General features: G+C 39.5%; 20 protein-coding genes. 11 read left to right on the top strand and 9 right to left on the bottom strand.

Features of this window, described 5'->3' with window-relative positions:
* Window positions 1-43 precede the first annotated feature (43 nt).
* The 5 genes from gcvT to B3E00_RS04660 all read right to left on the bottom strand — a co-directional run bounded on the left by gcvT (window position 44) and on the right by B3E00_RS04660 (window position 3,720).
* Window positions 44-1,126, bottom strand: a complete 1,083-nt coding sequence (gene gcvT / locus B3E00_RS04640) for a glycine cleavage system aminomethyltransferase GcvT (protein WP_293880190.1) — start codon at window positions 1,124-1,126, stop codon at window positions 44-46.
* 182 nt (window positions 1,127-1,308) lie between these two features.
* Window positions 1,309-2,001 (bottom strand): pseudouridine synthase, encoded by a 693-nt coding sequence (locus B3E00_RS04645; protein WP_293937207.1) that lies wholly within the window; start codon window positions 1,999-2,001, stop codon window positions 1,309-1,311.
* Window position 2,002: 1 nt separating this feature from the next.
* Complete coding sequence (locus B3E00_RS04650) at window positions 2,003-2,371, bottom strand: DUF4359 domain-containing protein (RefSeq protein ID WP_293886929.1); 369 nt, start codon at window positions 2,369-2,371, stop codon at window positions 2,003-2,005.
* 138 nt (window positions 2,372-2,509) lie between these two features.
* Window positions 2,510-3,001, bottom strand: a complete 492-nt coding sequence (locus B3E00_RS04655) for a DUF4112 domain-containing protein (RefSeq protein WP_293937210.1) — start codon at window positions 2,999-3,001, stop codon at window positions 2,510-2,512.
* A 2-nt stretch (window positions 3,002-3,003) separates the two neighbouring features.
* Window positions 3,004-3,720, bottom strand: coding sequence for an SIMPL domain-containing protein (locus tag B3E00_RS04660; RefSeq protein WP_209577021.1), 717 nt, complete (start codon window positions 3,718-3,720; stop codon window positions 3,004-3,006).
* Window positions 3,721-3,883: 163 nt separating this feature from the next.
* Between B3E00_RS04660 and B3E00_RS04665 the strand changes: the two genes are divergently transcribed.
* Entirely contained in the window at window positions 3,884-4,075 is a 192-nt protein-coding gene (locus B3E00_RS04665; RefSeq protein WP_209577023.1) for a cold-shock protein, read from the top strand.
* 173 nt (window positions 4,076-4,248) lie between these two features.
* Window positions 4,249-4,443, top strand: a complete 195-nt coding sequence (locus tag B3E00_RS04670) for a quinol oxidase subunit 4 (RefSeq protein WP_293886931.1) — start codon at window positions 4,249-4,251, stop codon at window positions 4,441-4,443.
* A 62-nt stretch (window positions 4,444-4,505) separates the two neighbouring features.
* On the opposite strand, the gene B3E00_RS04675 is transcribed toward B3E00_RS04670, so the two are convergent.
* The 3 genes from B3E00_RS04675 to B3E00_RS04685 form a co-directional block, all read right to left on the bottom strand.
* Entirely contained in the window at window positions 4,506-5,033 is a 528-nt protein-coding gene (locus B3E00_RS04675; protein ID WP_293886933.1) for a DUF805 domain-containing protein, read from the bottom strand.
* A 164-nt stretch (window positions 5,034-5,197) separates the two neighbouring features.
* On the bottom strand, window positions 5,198-5,920 hold the full coding sequence (gene recO / locus B3E00_RS04680; protein WP_293937212.1) for a DNA repair protein RecO: 723 nt from the start codon (window positions 5,918-5,920) through the stop codon (window positions 5,198-5,200).
* Window positions 5,904-6,155 carry a signal peptidase gene (locus B3E00_RS04685; RefSeq protein ID WP_293886935.1) on the bottom strand — a complete coding sequence of 84 codons (252 nt, stop codon included), beginning with the start codon at window positions 6,153-6,155 and terminating at the stop codon, window positions 5,904-5,906. Before B3E00_RS04685 ends, recO begins: the two co-directional genes overlap by 17 nt.
* A gap of 217 nt (window positions 6,156-6,372) precedes the next feature.
* On the opposite strand from B3E00_RS04685, the gene rpmB reads away from it, so the two are divergent.
* The 8 genes from rpmB to B3E00_RS04725 all read left to right on the top strand — a co-directional run bounded on the left by rpmB (window position 6,373) and on the right by B3E00_RS04725 (window position 14,890).
* Entirely contained in the window at window positions 6,373-6,606 is a 234-nt protein-coding gene (gene rpmB / locus B3E00_RS04690) for a 50S ribosomal protein L28 (protein WP_046672597.1), read from the top strand.
* 75 nt (window positions 6,607-6,681) lie between these two features.
* A complete protein-coding gene (gene rpmG / locus B3E00_RS04695) occupies window positions 6,682-6,864 on the top strand; it encodes a 50S ribosomal protein L33 (protein ID WP_002998409.1) in 183 nt (60 codons plus the stop codon).
* A gap of 51 nt (window positions 6,865-6,915) precedes the next feature.
* Window positions 6,916-7,077 (top strand): DUF4295 domain-containing protein, encoded by a 162-nt coding sequence (locus B3E00_RS04700; RefSeq protein ID WP_070562566.1) that lies wholly within the window; start codon window positions 6,916-6,918, stop codon window positions 7,075-7,077.
* Window positions 7,078-7,215: 138 nt separating this feature from the next.
* The gene (gene ftsY, locus B3E00_RS04705; protein ID WP_293937215.1) at window positions 7,216-8,178 is read left to right on the top strand and encodes a signal recognition particle-docking protein FtsY; all 963 of its coding nucleotides are present in this window, start codon (window positions 7,216-7,218) and stop codon (window positions 8,176-8,178) included.
* Window positions 8,179-8,196: 18 nt separating this feature from the next.
* On the top strand, window positions 8,197-9,534 hold the full coding sequence (gene rimO / locus B3E00_RS04710) for a 30S ribosomal protein S12 methylthiotransferase RimO (RefSeq protein ID WP_293886938.1): 1,338 nt from the start codon (window positions 8,197-8,199) through the stop codon (window positions 9,532-9,534).
* A 325-nt stretch (window positions 9,535-9,859) separates the two neighbouring features.
* Complete coding sequence (gene bshC / locus B3E00_RS04715; RefSeq protein WP_293937218.1) at window positions 9,860-11,449, top strand: bacillithiol biosynthesis cysteine-adding enzyme BshC; 1,590 nt, start codon at window positions 9,860-9,862, stop codon at window positions 11,447-11,449.
* A 260-nt stretch (window positions 11,450-11,709) separates the two neighbouring features.
* Window positions 11,710-11,910 carry a hypothetical protein gene (locus B3E00_RS04720; RefSeq protein WP_293937221.1) on the top strand — a complete coding sequence of 67 codons (201 nt, stop codon included), beginning with the start codon at window positions 11,710-11,712 and terminating at the stop codon, window positions 11,908-11,910.
* Window positions 11,849-14,890: a TonB-dependent receptor gene (locus tag B3E00_RS04725; RefSeq protein ID WP_293937223.1), complete on the top strand. Its 3,042-nt coding sequence runs from the start codon at window positions 11,849-11,851 to the stop codon at window positions 14,888-14,890. Before B3E00_RS04720 ends, B3E00_RS04725 begins: the two co-directional genes overlap by 62 nt.
* Window positions 14,891-15,049: 159 nt before the next feature.
* On the opposite strand, the gene ctlX is transcribed toward B3E00_RS04725, so the two are convergent.
* Window positions 15,050-16,000 carry a citrulline utilization hydrolase CtlX gene (gene ctlX, locus B3E00_RS04730; RefSeq protein ID WP_293886943.1) on the bottom strand — a complete coding sequence of 317 codons (951 nt, stop codon included), beginning with the start codon at window positions 15,998-16,000 and terminating at the stop codon, window positions 15,050-15,052.
* Window positions 16,001-16,579: 579 nt separating this feature from the next.
* Here ctlX and gcvP point away from each other — a divergent pair.
* On the top strand, window positions 16,580-19,453 hold the full coding sequence (gene gcvP / locus B3E00_RS04735) for an aminomethyl-transferring glycine dehydrogenase (protein WP_293937225.1): 2,874 nt from the start codon (window positions 16,580-16,582) through the stop codon (window positions 19,451-19,453).
* Window positions 19,454-19,560: the final 107 nt, after the last annotated feature.

Raw genomic sequence — 19,560 nt, forward strand, 5'->3', positions numbered from 1 at the left:
GGGGACTTTTTCAGTGCCCTCGCGTCAAGCAGGCTTCTTTTTTTTACTTCACAAATGGTGGTTTTGTTACTTTTGCTTTGATTTTTTGATTACGGATCAGAATGAAGATTTCACTACCATCTTTTGAAAAAGCTGTATCCACATAACCCAATCCAATTGATTTTTTTAATGTTGGTGATTGCGTTCCCGAAGTCACACGTCCAATTACATTTCCTTCGGCATCGACAATTTCGTAATCATGACGTGGAATACCCCTATCAATCATTTCGAAACCAACAAGCTTTTTCTTCAAACCAGCCTCTTTCTCCGCTTTGAGTGCTTTAGCGTTCACAAAGTCTTTTGTAAACTTCGTTACCCACCCCAAGCCACCTTCTAAGGGCGATGTATTATCATCGATATCATTTCCATATAGACAGAAGCCCATTTCTAAGCGTAGGGTATCGCGGGCACCCAAACCAATTGGTTTGATTCCATAAGGCTTACCCGCCTCAAAAATAGCGTCCCAAACTTTCTGAGCATCTTCATTGGCCACATAGATTTCAAAACCACCAGCGCCAGTATATCCTGTTGCAGAGACCAAAACATTCTCTACACCCGCAAATGTACCTTTTGCAAAAGTGTAATATTCCATGGGAGCTAATTCGATATCCGTAAGCGATTGAAGTGCATCAGCAGCCTTAGGGCCTTGAACAGCAAATAAGGAAGTTTGATCTGAGATATTTTTCATCTCTACACCATCCGTATTATACTTTGATATCCAGTTCCAATCTTTTTCAATATTCGATGCGTTTACAACCAAAAAATACGTTTTATCGTCTATACGGTAAGTTAGGAAGTCATCAACTACACCGCCAGTTTCATTTGGGATATAAGCATATTGAACTTTGCCATCGTATAATTTTGACACATCATTGGAAGAGATTTTTTGAAGTAGGTCCAGGGCTTTTTCACCTTTTAGGATGAATTCACCCATATGGCTTACATCAAAAACTCCTACACCTGTACGAACTGTTTCGTGCTCATCATTAATGCCCGTATATTGTACCGGCATGTTGAAGCCTGCAAAGGGAACCATTTTTGCTCCTAAAGCAATGTGCGTCTCCGAAAGGGCAGTATTTTTTAACATAAAAATTAAGTTTTAGTCAGCTGCAAATTTAATAAAATATACGTGATTCCTCACTGTGAATCTATTTTAGAACAATCGATTTAATTGTTGACTTTAAGGGAATAGACGGTCGGTGATCATCTAGACAATCCCAGAAGCTGCGGTAATGCTAGATATACGGATAAAGGCTTCTAAAATTAGCTTTAGCATCTGTCATTGAGGTTTAGTATTTCCAATACGCGTTCGAAATCAGCTTGCAAGGCCGCTTTGATATGTACGTCTTCACCCGATAAAGGGTGTTTAAAGGTGAGCTCCGATGCATGTAAGAGCATGGTATCCATTTGGTACGTATCTTTCCAAAACTTGTTTTGTTTGTTGCATCCATGCGGGCGATCGCCAATAATAGGATGGAAGATATGCGCAAAATGGCGACGCAACTGATGCATACGTCCCGTAATGGGATTGGCCTCAACGAGACTATATCGCGATGTCGGAAATTTTCCGAAAGGAACGGACAGCTCACTTTGAGCAAGCAAACGAAAAGATGTCTGTGCTTCCTGAGTTGTACCATCGTCTCTTTTCAAGGGATAATCAATCAGTCCTTCTGCTGGCGCGAAGCCCCTCAGGACGGCGAGGTATTTTTTGTCTACCTTACGCTCTTGAAAACTTTTTTGTAAATATTGGTCAGTCTCCTTATTAAGGGAAAATAGCAGTATGCCCCCGGTCTTCCTGTCCAAACGATGTGCAGGATAAACTGTTTTCCCTAACTGATCCCGAAGTAGCTGTAGCGCAAATTCTGAGGCATCGCGCGCGATAGAAGACCGGTGTACCAATAGTCCATGCGGTTTATTGATGGCAACGATGGATTCGTCTTCGTAAAGTATTTCTAAAGGCATATTAGATCTTTTTGAGCGCTGCAATAATTTCGTCTGCTTTTTCATCAATTTTTGGACTCAGCCAAATATGTTTGAAAGCTCCTCCACCGATGATCTGTTCGGTACCTTGCCATTTGATTTTTGTCAAGGAAAATAAATAGTAGTTGTCTACCACGACTGAGGTTTGAATGAATTTATCGACAATATCATTACCAAAGAGCTGCATCCCCAATCCGAAGAACTGCTGATCTTTTGCGTGAAGCTGGCTTTTCAACAGCTGCTCAGCTTTAGCCCGTACAATCTTTTCGTGTTCCTCTTTGCTTGGGTTAGTCAAAATAGCGGTCAACATGACGGCGATTAGAATCAGTGCAAATATTCTTTTTTTACTCATTTTAAAATCGGGATTAAGTTTTTGACAGCATACGAGATGACTATCGACATCAAAATTATTAAATAGATATTGGATATATGCAATTGTTTCCCCACAAAGGAATCCATTTTTGCCGAAATGTGTTAAGAATAGCAGTTTCTAGCCACCATTAAGAAGTGAGAAAGCCCAAGAAAAAAAGGTCCAAATAAGATATAATGTAACCGAGATGAGGAGCAAAAAAACAATTAGTATACTGATGATGATTCCAATGCCCGATCCGGTATGTTTTCCTTCGTAATAGTGTTGTCTGAGTAATTTGATGTTCTTTTGGTTGGCCTTGCTAAAAAAATCGAGCAAGTTTCCGAGAAGTGGAATGCTACCAAGAATCGCATCCAGCGAGATGTTTAAAAGCATCCGTATAACGAGCTTGGGGCTGGCGCCGTTACGCCACATGGCAAGTACAAGGATTAAAGATGTACCAAAGCCTGCTATCGCACCGCCTAGGGGAATAAGATTTAACAGCGGATCTAGGCCAAACCGAAAGCCTCCAATTTTAAACTGATTATCCATTAACCAAGATATTCGGTCTATCCAACCGAAATCTTGGTCAATTTGTTTTAATTTATCTGCTGGAGTTTTCTCTCGATGCATGATTACAATAATTCGAACGAAGCGCTGATCTCACTTGTTACTTTCATCGGTCTGATATTTAAGTCAAGTCCGCCACTGCCAGCACTATCTGCAGCTTGCTCCATTGCACCTTTATACATCGCATTGCGCATCATTGGCTGAACGCCAAAGATAATCTGCTGCGGTGTTTCAGACAATACAATAGCCTTTCCGATTTTTTGCCCTGCTGCTTCTGCTAAAATCTGTGCATTGACTTTGGCATCCAATACTGCTTTGGTTTTTAAGCTTTTTTCCAGTTCTTTTTTCTTCGAGTAATCGTACTCACTGATATAAGTACTTTGGATACCCGCTTTGTCGACGCCATCGAGTAATTGATCCAAATTATTCAAGTTGGTTACCTTAATACGATACTGTCTAGAAAGCAGAATATCGGTGTCTTTTTTCTTTTTGTCCGGTACATTGTAGCTCCAGATGTTTTGGATGGTAAAATCTTCTTTTTTGACACCAGCTTTTGTTGCCGAATCAAACAGATCTTTTTCTAATTTGTCTATTGCCGCTTTTTTCTTGGTGTTACCGTTTTCATAAAACTCTTTTAGCGTCACATCAATATAGATGATGTCGGGAGTTACTTCCTCTTCTGCACGTCCCACCGTGGATACAAACTCTTTATTAACCATTTGTTGCGCATTTAATTGAGTCATAAAACCTAAAAAGGCAAGTCCTAACACTATTTTTTTCATATTTTTTGTCTTAAAGTTTTTTCTAATAATACGATTGCTATTATCGCATTGCTACAAGATTGGAGCCAAAGTTGATGAAAAAGTTTAACGGGTAAAAAAAATAAAAAGGTTAAAATTTTTGATTTTATTTCTATACCTTTAGGGAAATTAATAATATAGTGCCATGCAAGAAGGTAAAGTAAAATTCTTTAATGAAACCAAAGGTTTCGGTTTCATCATCCCTAACTCCGGCGAGAGCGAAATTTTTGTTCACGTTTCGGGATTAGTAGACAAAGTTCGTGAGAATGATAGTGTATCTTACGAAGTTGAACAAGGCCGTAAAGGTCTTAATGCGGTAAATGTAAGAGTTATCTAATTAGATTGAAGATATATTTATTGTGAAAAGGCCTATGCGAACAGCATAGGCTTTTTTATTTTTTAGCAGATATTGTTTAGGGTTTTTGGTAGCAAAAAAATGAGACTGAGGCTTTGATAATTGAGTTTGGACTGATAATTGTTTATAAAAGTACTTAAATTTTCAATTTAAAAATGAAGGGTACTTTAGCATTAGTTCTTTCTGCGGTCATCATGATTTCGATGTCGGCATGTTATTCAACACACCATAGTCACGGTCATGGACGTGGACCGAAAAAAATGCCTCCTGGGCAAGCAAAAAAATACTATGGAGAACGATCTGCACGGGAATTTGCTCCCGGGCAACAAAAGAAAAAGCATAGACATTAACAACACAGCATAAAAAAAGCTTCCACATTCCTGTGAAAGCTTTTTTTATAAGGTTTTAGAACCTAAGCGAAGGGATCTTTGTCAGGTGCCGGCGGTGTTGGATTTGAAGGCTGCGAACTTCCAATTTGTGAATTTCCAAATGGATCTTGCGTACGAGCAGAACCAAATGGATCTTGGCTTTGATTAAAAGGATGGTTTGAAGCATTTTCAACAGCCTTAGGATCTGGTCCATATTGATTCGGACCTTTATCACCCTCTAGAATTTCTAAGTAAAGTAAATATAGACTTCCAACAAATGGAATTAAGGAAACCAGGATAAACCAGCCCGATTTATTTGTGTCATGAAGTCTTCTTACAGTAACGGCTATCGCAGGAATCAATAACGCTAAATACGCTAGCCCCATGATACCGTAAAACAAACTCGCTAAAGTATCGCTTACAACCGACAAAATACCGCCAACGATACCGAGTGCAAAAAATAAAACAAATACAGCGAGAACGAACATCCAATATTCTTTTCGACGGGCTCTACCCTCAAAATTTGCATAGTTGTCTCGAACAACTTTTAAAAAGGCTTCTTTAAGTTCCATATTATTAATACTTTTTTTGGTGAAAATTATGTTAGTAAACTACATGTTATTTCAGCTTTGTTACAATAAATGTACCAAGAATTTATCCAAGAGATCAATTATTGTAGACAAGTCGATAGCTAGCTGGAGCCTATAGGCTAAATATTCAGTTAAATCGTACACTCTTATCGAAAAATCTCTTCGAGAATGTAGAGCGATTTTATTTCTTTAAAATTTGTACGGTGCAAGCGATAGAAATCAAGTACTTTTTCCAACAAAAATTGTCTATCTGAGCTGCTCATCTTAATTCGATCGCAATTTGAATATTCGGAATCAATTAAATTTCTAAAAATTGACGTATGTGGTTCTTGTAAAACAAGCGGATGTTCGGGTAGACTATCTGAAAAGGTTGCTTCGTGAAGATTGAAATAGGGGAGTACTTGTTTAGATTTGGCCGGATAGAACCCAAGGAAGCGTGTGAGTTTTATTAAAAAGACGAGATGAAAATTGGCCAGGTTTGAATGACTTTGATCCAGCCAAAGTATAGATTGATGAATAAATTCAAAAAGGTAGCTATCATGTTCTTGTTCCTTCAGTATTTTATAAAGTATTTCATTCAGAAAAAGGGCCAGCGAACTTTTGACGATATCGTAAGGTATTTCTTGCAGTGCAGGTGCTTGACGTGCTTCGGAGATCCGCTGTAGCAAACCATTATCTTTATGTGTGGCGACTATTTCCAATAAATGTAAAGGTTGGAGAATATTGGCCTTGATTTTTGCTTTAGGCTTCCTTGCTCCGGTAATAAGATAAGATTGCATGCCAAAATGTTCGGTATATAGCTGGGCAACGAGGCTGCTTTCCGAATAGTTTGTTGTTTTTAAAACTACAGCTCTAGTTTTGTTCAGCATTCCCTTCTTTATCTTTTTTATGTCCTTCCCCGCGCATCTCAATAAGGGCATCGCGGTCTACCTTACGAATCATGCGATAGATTAAAGTCAGGAAGCCGACACTAAATACAATGACTCCAATCAGCATAGCGACCTTATACCAGTTGGAGCGTTGTTCCATGAGATAATATCCCCCTATCACCAGTACGACACCGATGATTATTTCTCTTATACCCTTGCGAAGATATTTGTTCATAAATGTGAATTGTTGAAAACTATTTTTCTTTACAGAGCAAATATAATACAATAAAATCCTTTATTTTTGTCGATACCCGTCCTATGTAGAACTATTTTTAAAAATAATTCCAATCATCTTGTTGCTTATCTAAAAAAAAATATAGATATTTGCAAACTCTTTGCAGAGAGTGCAAAGTATTAACATATTGTAATAAAGACAACAAAAAAATAATATCATGTCAAGAATTTGTGATTTAACAGGCAAAGCGGCGTTAACAGGGAATAACGTTTCTCACTCAAACGTTAAAACTAAACGTAAATTCTATCCAAATTTACAAACTAAACGTTTTTACATTCCAGAAGAAGATCGTTGGATTACGTTGAAAGTATCTACTTCTGCTATCAAGACTATCAACAAGAACGGGATTACAGCAGCGATCAATAAATTTATCGTTAAAGGCTCAATCTAATTGATTGTCGCGCCTGTTACATTAAGATTATTCATGAAATTTCAATCCTAATAGGATTCAAAATAAAGTAAAACAATGGCTAAAAAAGGAAATAGAGTACAAGTTATCTTAGAATGTACTGAACACAAAGAAAGTGGTCTTCCGGGAATGTCTCGTTACATCACTACTAAAAACAAAAAGAACACAACTGAGCGTTTAGAGTTGAAAAAATTCAACCCAGTATTGAGAAAAGTTACTGTTCATAAAGAAATTAAGTAAGTCACATATCTTGGCACTTGAAAGAGATGTTAAGTAAAATATTAATATACCATGGCAAAGAAAGCAGTTGCATCGTTACAAAAAGGTGGCGGTAAAGAATTTACAAAGGTTATTATTACTACTAAATCTGCAAAAACTGGCGCGTATACTTTCAAAGAAGGTATGGTTCACAACGATAAAGTGAAAGACGTCGTTGCAGCAGCTCAAAAATAACGAGTAGTATTTTCCTTTTTTAAAGTTTTTCTTTAAAAAGAATTCGATAAAAATAGCCGTTTTGGTATCCTACCGAAAGGGCTTTTTTTGTTGAGGACATTTGTTTATATTTGGACATCAATTTTCACTACACATTCCATGGGATTATTTGATTTTTTTAAGAAAAAACCACAAACACAAGAAGAAGAACAGGCCTTAGATAAGGGTTTGGAAAAAACAAAAGAAGGCTTTCTATCCAAGATTACAAAAGCTGTAGTTGGTAAGTCAACTGTGGATGACGATGTATTGGATAATCTGGAAGAAGTTTTGGTTACTTCTGATGTGGGGGTTAAGACGACTTTAAAAATCATTGATCGCATACAAGCCCGTGTTGCCCGAGATAAGTACGTTTCCACTTCAGAGCTAAATAATCTCTTGAAGGAGGAAATTCAAACGTTACTGGCAGAAAATAATAGCGCTGATTTCGAACATTTCAATTATGGTGAGCATAAGCCCTATGTTATTATGGTTGTGGGTGTTAATGGGGTTGGTAAAACAACAACTATTGGCAAACTGGCTCATCAGCTGAAGCAAGCTGGCAGCAAAGTTGTATTGGGTGCTGCGGATACCTTTCGTGCTGCAGCCGTTGATCAACTTAAATTATGGGGCGAGCGTGTTGGCGTTCGTGTTGTCGCTCAAGCCATGGGTTCAGACCCCGCTTCAGTGGCTTATGATACCGTAAAATCCGCTGTCGCTAATGGTGAAGATGTCTGTATCATAGATACGGCAGGGCGGTTGCACAATAAGGTTGGCTTAATGAATGAGCTGACTAAGATCAAGAATGTTATGCAAAAGGTTGTTCCGGGGGCTCCACATGAAATCTTATTGGTTTTGGATGCGTCGACAGGACAAAATGCCATTGAGCAGTGTACACAATTTACGCAGGCAACAGATGTGAATGCCTTAGCATTAACGAAGCTCGATGGAACAGCTAAGGGTGGTGTAGTTATCGGTATATCCGATCAATTTAAGATCCCCGTGAAATATATTGGTGTAGGAGAGAAAATTGGTGATCTTCAGTTGTTTAACAAAAAGGAATTTGTAGACTCCCTTTTTAAATAGAGTCTGCCTTCTAATCATATGAAGACAAAATACGCGAAACCAGCGCCTTTGATCAATAAACCACGTGTCAACGTGGTGACTTTGGGCTGTTCGAAAAATATTCACGATAGTGAAGTTCTGATGGGCCAGTTGAAAGGCAATCAGATGGAAGTTGTTCATGAAGCATCCAATATACAGGCGAATGATATTGTCGTGATCAATACCTGCGGTTTTATTGATAATGCGAAACAGGAATCAATTGATGCCATCTTGCAATATTCAGATCTAAAAGAACAGGGAAAAATCAATAAAGTGATCGTTACTGGTTGTCTTTCAGAACGGTATAAACCAGAGTTGCAGTCTGAAATCCCCAATGTTGATGCTTTTTTCGGTACGAACGATTTGCCGGATCTATTGACGTCCATTGGTGCCGATTATCGGCACGAATTGCTCGGTGAGCGACTATTGACAACACCTTCTCATTTTTCTTATTTTAAAATTGCCGAGGGGTGTAACCGCCCATGTTCTTTCTGCGCAATTCCTTTGATGCGTGGTAAGCATGTTTCCAAATCCATTGAAGATCTTGTGAAAGAAGCTAAATTCCTTGCTTCGAACGGTACCAAAGAATTGATTTTAATAGCGCAGGATCTAACTTATTATGGCCTCGACATCTATGGAAAGCGTAATCTTTCTGATCTCATGCGCCATTTATCTGATGTCGATGGTATCGAATGGATCCGACTGCAGTATGCCTATCCTTCGGGGTTTCCAATGGATATTTTGGACGCCATGAATGAACGTTCAAATATCTGTAATTACTTAGATATGCCACTGCAACATATATCTGATCCGATGTTGAAGTCGATGCGCAGAGGTACAACGAAACAGAAGCAGATTGACCTTGTCCATGCAATACGTGACAAAGTTCCGGATATCGCCTTGCGTACTACATTAATTTGTGGTTATCCAGGTGAAACTGAACAGGACTTTCAGGAGATGTTAGACTGGGTTGAAGAGACTCGTTTTGACAGGTTAGGTTGTTTTACTTATTCTCACGAAGAAAAAACACACGCACATACTTTGGAGGATAATGTACCTCAGGAAGTAAAAGAGGAGCGTGTCGAAGCGATTATGGAGGTGCAGCAAGGGATTTCGTATGATATCAATCAGTCTAAGGTTGGTCATACCTATAAAGTGCTGGTTGATCGTATAGATGGTGATTACTTTATTGGCCGCACAGAATACGACTCCCCAGAGGTTGACAATGAGGTCTTGATTCCTGCTGCAGATTCTTATGCACGTATTGGTGATTTTGTTCAGGTAAAAATTGACCGTGCCGAAGATTTCGATCTATATGGGCAGATTGTAAGGAAATAGTTTTATTAGCTTATATTTGATATTAAAACAAATGGGTCTCCTTTGAATAAGGGAGACCCATTTATTTTCCTCGGCAATTGTCAGTAAAATGATATAATTTAAAAGCAGCACCAGCTTTTTGTGAAAATTCAGTATTTTGTCGGGGCAAACTCGATACATTTGTACGCATGCAATCCCGATTTAAAACGCTATATAGCTGTTTAAAATCAGCGTCATGCCAGCCTGTTGGCACTATTGGGACGATAAAGAGAACCTGCTATTTCAGGTTACTTTACGGGATTTTCTTTATCGATTGACAATAACAAAAGATTAACACAATTTGCAGATGAAGGCAACTTATATTGAATATAGTGAAACAAATAGTTTCTCCAAGACTTTATTGGCTTATTTAGCACATGATGAAGCCTTAAAACCTTTTATTGGAAATTGGCCTACCTGGGCTGGTTTTGAAAAGCAATTGGAAGAAAAGAGGCCATTTGAATACAGGAAGATTCTCGTTGAACGCCTTCAAAAGCAATATGGCGAGCTATTAGAGAATTCTCCAAATGTGGCTGCCAATATAGAACTGTTGCTCGACCAGAATTCCTATACGATCACTACGGGGCATCAGCTCAATATTTTTACTGGACCCTTGTATTTCATTTTTAAAATCATGACAGCGATACGTTTGTCAGAAGATTTGAAGGAGAAACATCCCGATAAAAATTTTATTCCAGTCTATTGGATGGCGACTGAAGATCATGATTTTGAAGAAATCAATCATACCAAAGTCTTTGGGAAGAAAATCAGTTGGGATACCCCGGCTGTTTCTGCTACCGGAAGAATGGATACAACGACGATTGTTGACGCCGTGAAGCAGTATACAAATATTTTAGGGCTTTCAGAAAACTCTACTCGGCTTACACGCATTGTGGAAGAAGCCTACCTAAACCACAATCGTTTAGCAGATGCAACCCGGTATATGGTCAATGAGCTGTTTAAGTCATACGGTCTTTTGATTATTGATGCGGATGATCGGGAGTTGAAGGAACTGTTTAAGCCGATTATTAAGGAAGATATCTTCTCTGAAAATAGCTTTAAGGCAATAACTTCTCGATCGGAGGAGTTGGAGTCACAAGGTTTTTCTACTCAAGTACATGCACGTGAAATTAATTTCTTTTATTTAACGGATGAATTTAGAGAACGCCTAGTGCTAACTGCTGACGGTCGATACGAAGTATTGCATCAGCATATTTATTTTACAAAGGCGGAGCTGGAGCAGGAAATCGAGCGTTATCCCGAGCGTTTCAGTCCCAATGTGGTTATGCGCCCGATGTATCAAGAAATTATACTTCCTAATCTTGCTTACATTGGCGGTGGGGCCGAAATGGTCTATTGGATGCAATTAAAGTCTAACTTTGACCAATATCAGGTCGATTTTCCAATTTTGATACCACGCAATTCCGCGATGATAACAGACGATAAAATAGCGGCTAAATTATTTCGCGTTGATCTTACGTTTAAGAGTATCTTTCGTTCAGCAGAAGTGCTGAAGAAGGAATATGTACGGCGCCATACCAAAGAACGTCTGAATCTCAATGACGAATGGATGGAGCTGAATGCCATTTTTGGTAAGATAAAGTTGCGAACCCATAAAATTGATCCAAGTTTAGGACCAAGTACAGAGGCGGTAAAAGCACGGTTAAAAAAAGCGATCAATAATTTAGAAAAAAAACTGTTGAAAGCCGAGAAGCGAAATCACCAACATGCTTTAACCGACATCGATCATGTTAAGGAAAAACTCTTTCCGGGCGGAGGGCTGCAGGAAAGATCTGAGAATTTCGCTTTACTTTACATTAAACATGGCGATAACCTCTTTAAGGATCTTTACAAATATTTTAATCCTTTGGATTTTAAGTTTACGATTTTGTATTAGGAAGTCAGCTTCAGCTGACTTTTTTCTGACGTGTTTTTATGTTATTGGTGACAAATAACCTTCCATTTAATTTCTGTGGTATTTGCGTGATAAGGAAGGTTTTACTGCACGTTCCGATAGCGCTTTATTTGTTGAAAAATTGATTGCATTTTAGGTTTACATCCTTTAAAATGTTTTGTTTATAATTTCATAATATTTCGTTTAGTTTCTGTTAATAGTTTCAGTTTAGTTTTGCTTTCATTATAAAAATCAACAACTAAATGAAAGAATTTCTACTTACAACTTGTGCTGTTGCGCTTGGGACCGGTCTTTATGCCCAAACGACGCAAGCAGGGTTTTCCGGAAAGATCACAGACGAGCGCAACAAAGGGGTTCATGGTGCTTCAATTGAAGTGCGTAATGAATCAACAGGCTTTTACAACGAAGACATCCACGAATGCAAATGGCGATTTCAACTTTAAGGAATTACCTTTAGGTGGTCCATATACAATTAAAGTCACTTATATAGGATATGGGGAACAGGTTCGTTCGGGATTTAATTTAAATCAAGGCGATATTGTCCGTCTGATCATTCCTATCCAAAATACCTCAAATGTATTAGAAACGGTTGAATTAACAGGAATAAGTACGCTAAAGAATAAAATCGAGAACCTAGGTGCTGCTACCGCGGTTACAGCAAAAGATATAGCGAAATTGCCTGTCAACGGTCGCAATTTTACTTCGTTGATGGATCTATCTCCTTTAAGCAAAGGAGATAATATAGGAGGCCAGCTGGGGTCATCTACCAATTTTACCATTGATGGTATGAATGCCAAAAATCCGACTTCTGCAGGTTCGACAACCAGCCGTAGTGGCGCTCCTTTCTCCATTTCAATAGAAGCCGTTCGTGAATTTAAAGTGGTTACTAATCAGTATGACGTGACTTATGGAAGAGCTGGAGGGGGAACAGTGAGTGCGGTGACTAAACAGGGGACAAATCAAACGCACGGAAGTGCATGGCTTTATTCGAGGGCGGATTGGTTATCCAGTCCATACGATATTAGAGGGAATAAACGGAGTAATGATTTTTCAACGTATCAATATGGGTTTACATTAGGCGGTCCGATCATTAAAGACAAATTGCATTATTTTGTAGCTTGGGATCATCAGCGCGATGCCCGCCCCTTGATTATTGCCGATATCAATTCTGAAGCCGATGAGAAGAGATTTAATGTGACAAACTCGACCTTGGATGAGTTTGTCTCTATTGGACGTAAAAAATACGGATTGGGGAATGAGCGTCAATACGGCGCATTTGATAAGAAGCGAGGGTCTGATGCGATTTTTGGACGAATTGACTGGCAGATCAATGAAGATAACCTATTGACGGTCCGAAATAACTTCACAAGTGACAACAATAAGTTGGGCTTGCAGGATAATAAACCAATAACCTTGTATGAGTCTTATGGGAATGACAAAAACATTGATAATAGTCTATTGGCAACTTTGCGTACGACCATTTCCCCTAAGGTAACTAATGAATTGAAAGTACAGCATCTCTATACCTATCAAAAAAGTAGCCCGGGAGATCTTTTACCAAGTCAAAATATTCCCCGTGCAATTGTAGAAGATGCAGTCTCCAAGGTAGCTGGAGAAGATAAAAAGACCACACTGCAATTGGGTGGACATCGTTTTGCGCAGGAATCATTTAAAAACAATGTATTTCAGCTCGTCGATAATATTTATTATAGTACCGACAATATCAATTATACCTTCGGTGTCGATTTGATGTATACCCATGCAAACTCCATTTATGGAAGTGAGGTTAATGGTCGCTTTCACTTTAGACCGAGTGATGGAAAGACGGCCATGCAAAACTTTGACGACATGAAGCCATATGCTTACTATCGTGAGGTTCCTTTGGTAAGTGACCCAGCTGTGGCCGGTAAGATATTTAATGCCGGTGTATATGGGCAATTACAAACGAAGTTGGCGAAGGGATTGGATCTAGTTGCTGGCCTAAGATTGGATTACGGACATTATCCGACTTCTCCACTAAACGAAGAATTGCTGAAAGAAGTGGGTGTTCGTACAGATCATAAGTTAAAATCCTTTGTGGTACAGCCTCGTTTCCAAATGACTTGGGATGTGAATGAAGAGCGAAAGGACTTTTTCCGGGTAGGAGCAGGAGTCTTCGCGTCTGATATTAACAATTATATGACCATCAACAATTTGACTTTCGATGGGAAGCATTTTGCGACGGTGGATGTTCGTGGCAGTGATGTGCCCACACCTGATTTTGTGGGGTACAGAAAAGATCCGTCAACAACACCAACCTTAGCACAATTTCAAGTGCCTACGATCAATACCTATGGACCTGATGCTAAAATTCCAGTAGTATACAAGGCCAATGTATCTTATACACATTTCTTTACTGAAAAGTTGAAAGCGAGTCTTTCAGGGTATATGAATTTAGGGCGTAACAACTACATGTATGTAGATCGTAACATGGTTCAGGATCCGTTTTTCAGATTGACGAATGAAGATAATCGTGGTGTGTTTGTTCCCGCAGCATCGATTGTTGACGGAGCACCGGATTGGAAAAAAGGACGGATTTCCAATAAATTCGGACGTGTACTGGAATTAAACTCTGAAGGAAAAGTAAATCAGTTTGCGGTTGTATTGGATGCAAGTTATCAATATTTCAAAGATGGATCTATATCCGTGAGCTATACCTGGAATGATGCCAAAGATAATACTTCTTTCAACGGAAACGTGGCGAATACAGCGACCTTATCGTTGGCTGTGAAAGACGATCCGCGCGATCTGAGCAAGATGAGTTATTCGAATAATCAGTTCCGCAACAAGATTGTAATCTATGGTACCTTGCCAACATTCTATGGCGTTAGTGTGGGGGTACGTTACTCAGGTATTGGTGGTACACGATATAGTTTATTGGCCGGAGGAAATATCAATGGAGACTTTGTGGCGGGAGACAATGATCTGGCCTTTATCTTTGATCCCAACAGTCCCAATACGTCAAAACAGTTGATTACAGGGCTGAATAATTTGTTGAATAATCCAGAAGCGAGTCAAAGCCTTAAAGATTATATCAAAAAATATGAAGGAAAAATAGCCGAACGTAATGGTGGCGTAAATGGTTTTTACGGTTTAATTGACCTGAGAATTGCGAAAAAATTCAGTTTATATAAAAACCACGCATTGGAGATATCGGGCGATCTTTTCAACGTTGCCAATTTATTCAAAAAGACTTGGGGCGTCAATGAGTCTTTGGGTAATCAAAATTTATATGCTTTGGGTGGAAAGGACGCCGCTGGAGAGAAATTGATTCCTTTTGACGTTACGAAGCAACAGTTTAATTATAATGTAAACAACTCTGGTATCGTATCACCTTCGGGTAACCCGTATCAATTCCAATTGGGATTAAGGTATTCGTTCTAAAAGAATGAAAAATAGGAACACTATGTTTTAAAAATAAAACGCACCTAGGGGCCTCTGCTTGCTCCTAAGGGGCGTTTTATTTGTTTATTAAATCATCCTGATCAGGCAACAAGGGATTATTTAAAACGATTTGCCTTGGAGCATCATTATGCTCGAGGGCTAGCTCAGGACTTTTTCTTTTGGAAGAAAAACTTCGGCCATCATGTGGCGTACACTTCCGCCACCACATGTTTCGATCACATGGAGATCCTGGTGAATAATTTTACCATGCTTTTCTAACTGCGCGGTTTGGTACAACGTCAGTGAGGATAATGCCTGATTGCTCAGGACAATAAAGCGATTCCCATATTTATTTCTCACCTGGAGGCAGTTTGCCGCAAAAGATTCAAGCTGGTTTTCATTAATCTCGATAATCTCCTTGCCTGTGTCTTTTAAACTCTTCAAGAGGGTATTTAGTTCAGACGGATCGTCAATTGCCTGTGGACATAAGATGGCAAAATCTTCACCTACCGCGAGCACTACATTGGTGTGATAGATCGGTCTGCGTTGTCCATTGACCGTTTGAAAAGCATGGAATACAACCGGTGTATAGTTTTCGGTCCGGCAATATTCATCGAGCATATCGCGATCTGCCCTTTCTGACAAAGCGCAGTAGGCTACACGGTTGGCTCGGTCGAGGACAAGTGCGCCGGTCCCTTCCAAATATTGTTTATTGTTTTCGGCATCGCTCAAATCTTTGGTCAGTTTTACATAATAACCGTTCTGTTTCAATGGACCTTCGAAATCCAATAAATGTTCTTTTCGGCGATTTGGAGCGAACATGGGATAGAAGATTATTTTTCCATCCTGATGAAAGGATACAATATTGTTGGGAAAGATACTGTCGGGACTTTCTGATTTTTCGTCGTCCTGAATGACTGTCACTAATATGCCGTGTGACTTCAACTCATTTACTAGCGCATCAAACTCTCCTTGGGCTTCTTTATTGACCTCTTCGATGCTGAGATTTTCAATATCCCTTTGGAAGAAATTGTTGACTGCAGTCTGTTCATTTTTGCGGAAGACAGAGGGCCTTACCAAAAGGACGCTGTCTGTTACCTGTTTTCTCATGATTTATAATCGTTACTTCGCTGTTTATAATTGTTAAATAGAAATGATATTCATTTTTTTTGATTATTTATCATTTGTCAAAAGAGGGGCTTCCCTCGCTGGATAATGGTTTCTTTGTTCAGATTTCTTGAGAACGCAATACGTCGTTGGGATCAAGATTTCTTGGCAAAAATTACCTATCGTTATTTCCAAGCCACTTTACAATTGGTACATATACTAATGTATTGAAAATTCATTGGCATTGCAAAAAAGAATAGGAATGTAGAGGAAAAAATTCATGGAGATTGCAGCAGATAATAGCACTTTTTTTAAAATTGTAGCAAGTGATCGGTCGGTTGTTTGTTATATTTATAATGATCAATCGGTATGGTTGTGTTTATTCTAAAAATAACGTATTAAACACAATCGATTGCATTTTAATAGTCGAGTAAAACTGACTTTTTATCCACTTTTTTGCTTCGTTTTCAGTCATTTATTTTGCTATCTTTGCTCATCCAAAAAACGACTGTTTATAAGAGAGTTAATTGCCTAATTATTATGTCGCTAACTATCATCTATAAGCGTTAACTTTTTGCACACATGAGCAATATACACTTCCAAGAAAAATTCGAAAATCGCCACAATGGCCCAAGTCCAGTTGAAGCGAATGAAATGTTGGCCAAATTAGGCGTTTCGTCAATTGACCAACTTATTGACCAAACGGTCCCTTCTCAAATTCGTGCTCCAAAACCTTTAAATCTTCCTAAAGCATTGTCTGAGGTCGCCTATTTAAAGCGTATTGCGGAAATCGCTGAGAAAAATAAAGTTTTTAAATCTTTTATTGGTCAAGGTTATTACGATGTAATCCTTCCGGGCGTAATTCAACGAAATGTATTTGAAAACCCGGGATGGTATACGCAGTATACTCCTTATCAGGCGGAGATTGCACAAGGTAGGTTGCAAGCATTGTTGAATTTCCAGACTGTAATTTGTGATTTCACTGGTTTAGAAATAGCAAACGCATCTTTATTAGATGAAGCAACAGCTGCAGCTGAAGCTATGTTTATGCTGTATTCAGCCCGGAAAAATAAAGATGCAAATGTGTTTTTGGTTTCTGATAATGCCTACACGCAGACGGTCGATGTATTGAAGACCCGTGCGTTGTCTTTTGGTATCGAGCTGAAAATTGCGGCTATTGCTGAATCAGAATTGACAAATGACGTATTTGCAGTATTTGTTCAATATCCTGCAGCTGACGGTTCCATTGTTGATTATAAGTCGTTTACAGCATCAGCTCACAGTAAAGACATTACCGTGTGTGCGGCGGCAGATCTGATGAGTTTAGCCTTATTGACGCCTCCGGGAGAATGGGGAGCAGATGTTGTTGTTGGTAATTCGCAGCGCTTTGGTGTGCCGATGGGCTTTGGTGGACCTCACGCAGCCTATTTTGCGACACGCGACAGCTTTAAACGTAATATCCCTGGTCGTATTATCGGTGTTACTTCCGATTCGAATGGCAAATATGCGTTGCGTATGGCTTTACAGACGCGTGAACAGCACATTCGCCGCGATAAAGCATCGTCAAATATTTGTACTGCACAAGCCCTTTTGGCGATTATGGCTTCTTTTTATGCCGTGTATCATGGGCCTCAAGGAATTAAAAATATAGCATCACGCATCAATGCGTTGGCCAATCTGTTGGATCAAGCGTTACAATCATTGGGCTATAGCCAAATGAATACGGCTTATTTTGATACATTACGGGTAGAGTTAGGTGCTCATGCAGGTGCACTGAAGTCAGAAGCGTTAAACAATGAATTGAACTTTTATTATAATGGTCCAGAAGTTTCAATTGCTATCGACGAAACAACGACTTATGAAGATATTAAAACGATCGTCAAAGTATTTGCTAAAATTCAAGGTAAAACATTGAATGATGTCGATTTCGATACATTGGAAGAAAACTTAGGTTCTTCAATCCCTGCCGATCTAGTACGTACTTCCGCCTACTTAACCCATCCAAACTTTAATAGCTATCACTCTGAACACGAGATGTTACGGTACATCAAATCGTTGGAAGCAAAAGATTTATCACTTTGTCATTCGATGATTCCATTGGGTTCATGTACCATGAAATTAAATGCTACAGCGGAAATGGTACCCGTTACTTGGGCTAGATTCGGTGGTTTGCACCCATTTGCTCCAGCAGATCAAACTTCTGGATATATGCAAATGATTGGCGAATTGAATGATTGGTTAGCTGAGATTACAGGTTTTGCGAAGATGAGTTTCCAACCAAACTCAGGAGCGCAAGGGGAGTATGCAGGTTTGATGGTTATTCGCGCTTACCATGAGAGCCGCGGTGATCACGGACGTAATATCTGTTTGATCCCTGCTTCAGCGCACGGAACGAACCCTGCGTCTGCTTCTATGGCAGGCTTGAAAGTGGTTGTCGTAAAATGTGATGAATTTGGAAATATTGATATATCAGATTTAAGAGCGAAGGCGACTGAGCACGCTGCAAACTTGAATTCACTGATGGTAACTTACCCATCTACACACGGTGTATTTGAAGAGTCTATTATTGAAGTCTGTGAAATTGTGCATGCCAATGGTGGCCAGGTTTATATGGATGGAGCCAACATGAATGCACAGGTTGGATTGACAAGCCCAGGTCATATTGGGGCCGATGTTTGTCACTTAAACCTCCATAAAACATTCTGTATTCCTCACGGAGGTGGCGGCCCAGGTATGGGACCTATTGGTGTTGCAAAACATCTGGTTCCTTTCTTGCCTAACCACGAAGTGGTTTCCACTTCCGGTGAAGAAGGTATCTCTGCTGTTTCGGCAGCCCCATTTGGTTCGGCTTCGATCTTACTTATTTCGCATGCTTACATCTCCATGATGGGTGGCGAAGGTCTCACAAATGCAACTAGAACCGCGATATTAAACGCAAACTATATCAAAGCACGTTTGGAAAACGCCTATCCAGTACTTTATTCGGGTAAAAATGGACGTTGCGCACACGAAATGATCTTAGATTGTCGTGGGTTTAAAAACTTTGGTATTGAGGTTGCAGATATTGCAAAACGTTTGATGGACTATGGTTTCCACGCACCGACCGTTTCTTTCCCTGTTGCTGGAACATTGATGGTTGAACCTACCGAGTCAGAGTCTAAAGCTGAATTGGATCGTTTCTGTGACGCCTTAGTTGCTATTCGTGAAGAGATCGCTGCGGTTGAAACCGGGGCGGTAGACCGAGCGAATAATGTACTGAAACATGCACCACATACCGCTTCGGTTGTAACGGCAGATGAGTGGGATAGACCTTACAGTCGTCAAACAGCTGCATATCCGTTGGAGTATGTAAGAGAACGTAAATTCTGGCCTTCAGTGGGACGTGTAAACGATTCTCAAGGTGACCGTACATTGATCTGTTCGTGTCCCTCCATTGAAGAGTACGCCGAAGCATAATTTCGGATACTATAGAAAAAGGGCAGTCCAAAATTTTGTTGGACTGCCTTTTTTTATGTCATTTGATATGTAAGCTCAAATAACAGCCTTAACTTTTTACAACAAGC

The organism is Sphingobacterium sp. UBA5996, assembly GCF_002429765.1.
Taxonomy (GTDB): domain Bacteria; phylum Bacteroidota; class Bacteroidia; order Sphingobacteriales; family Sphingobacteriaceae; genus Sphingobacterium.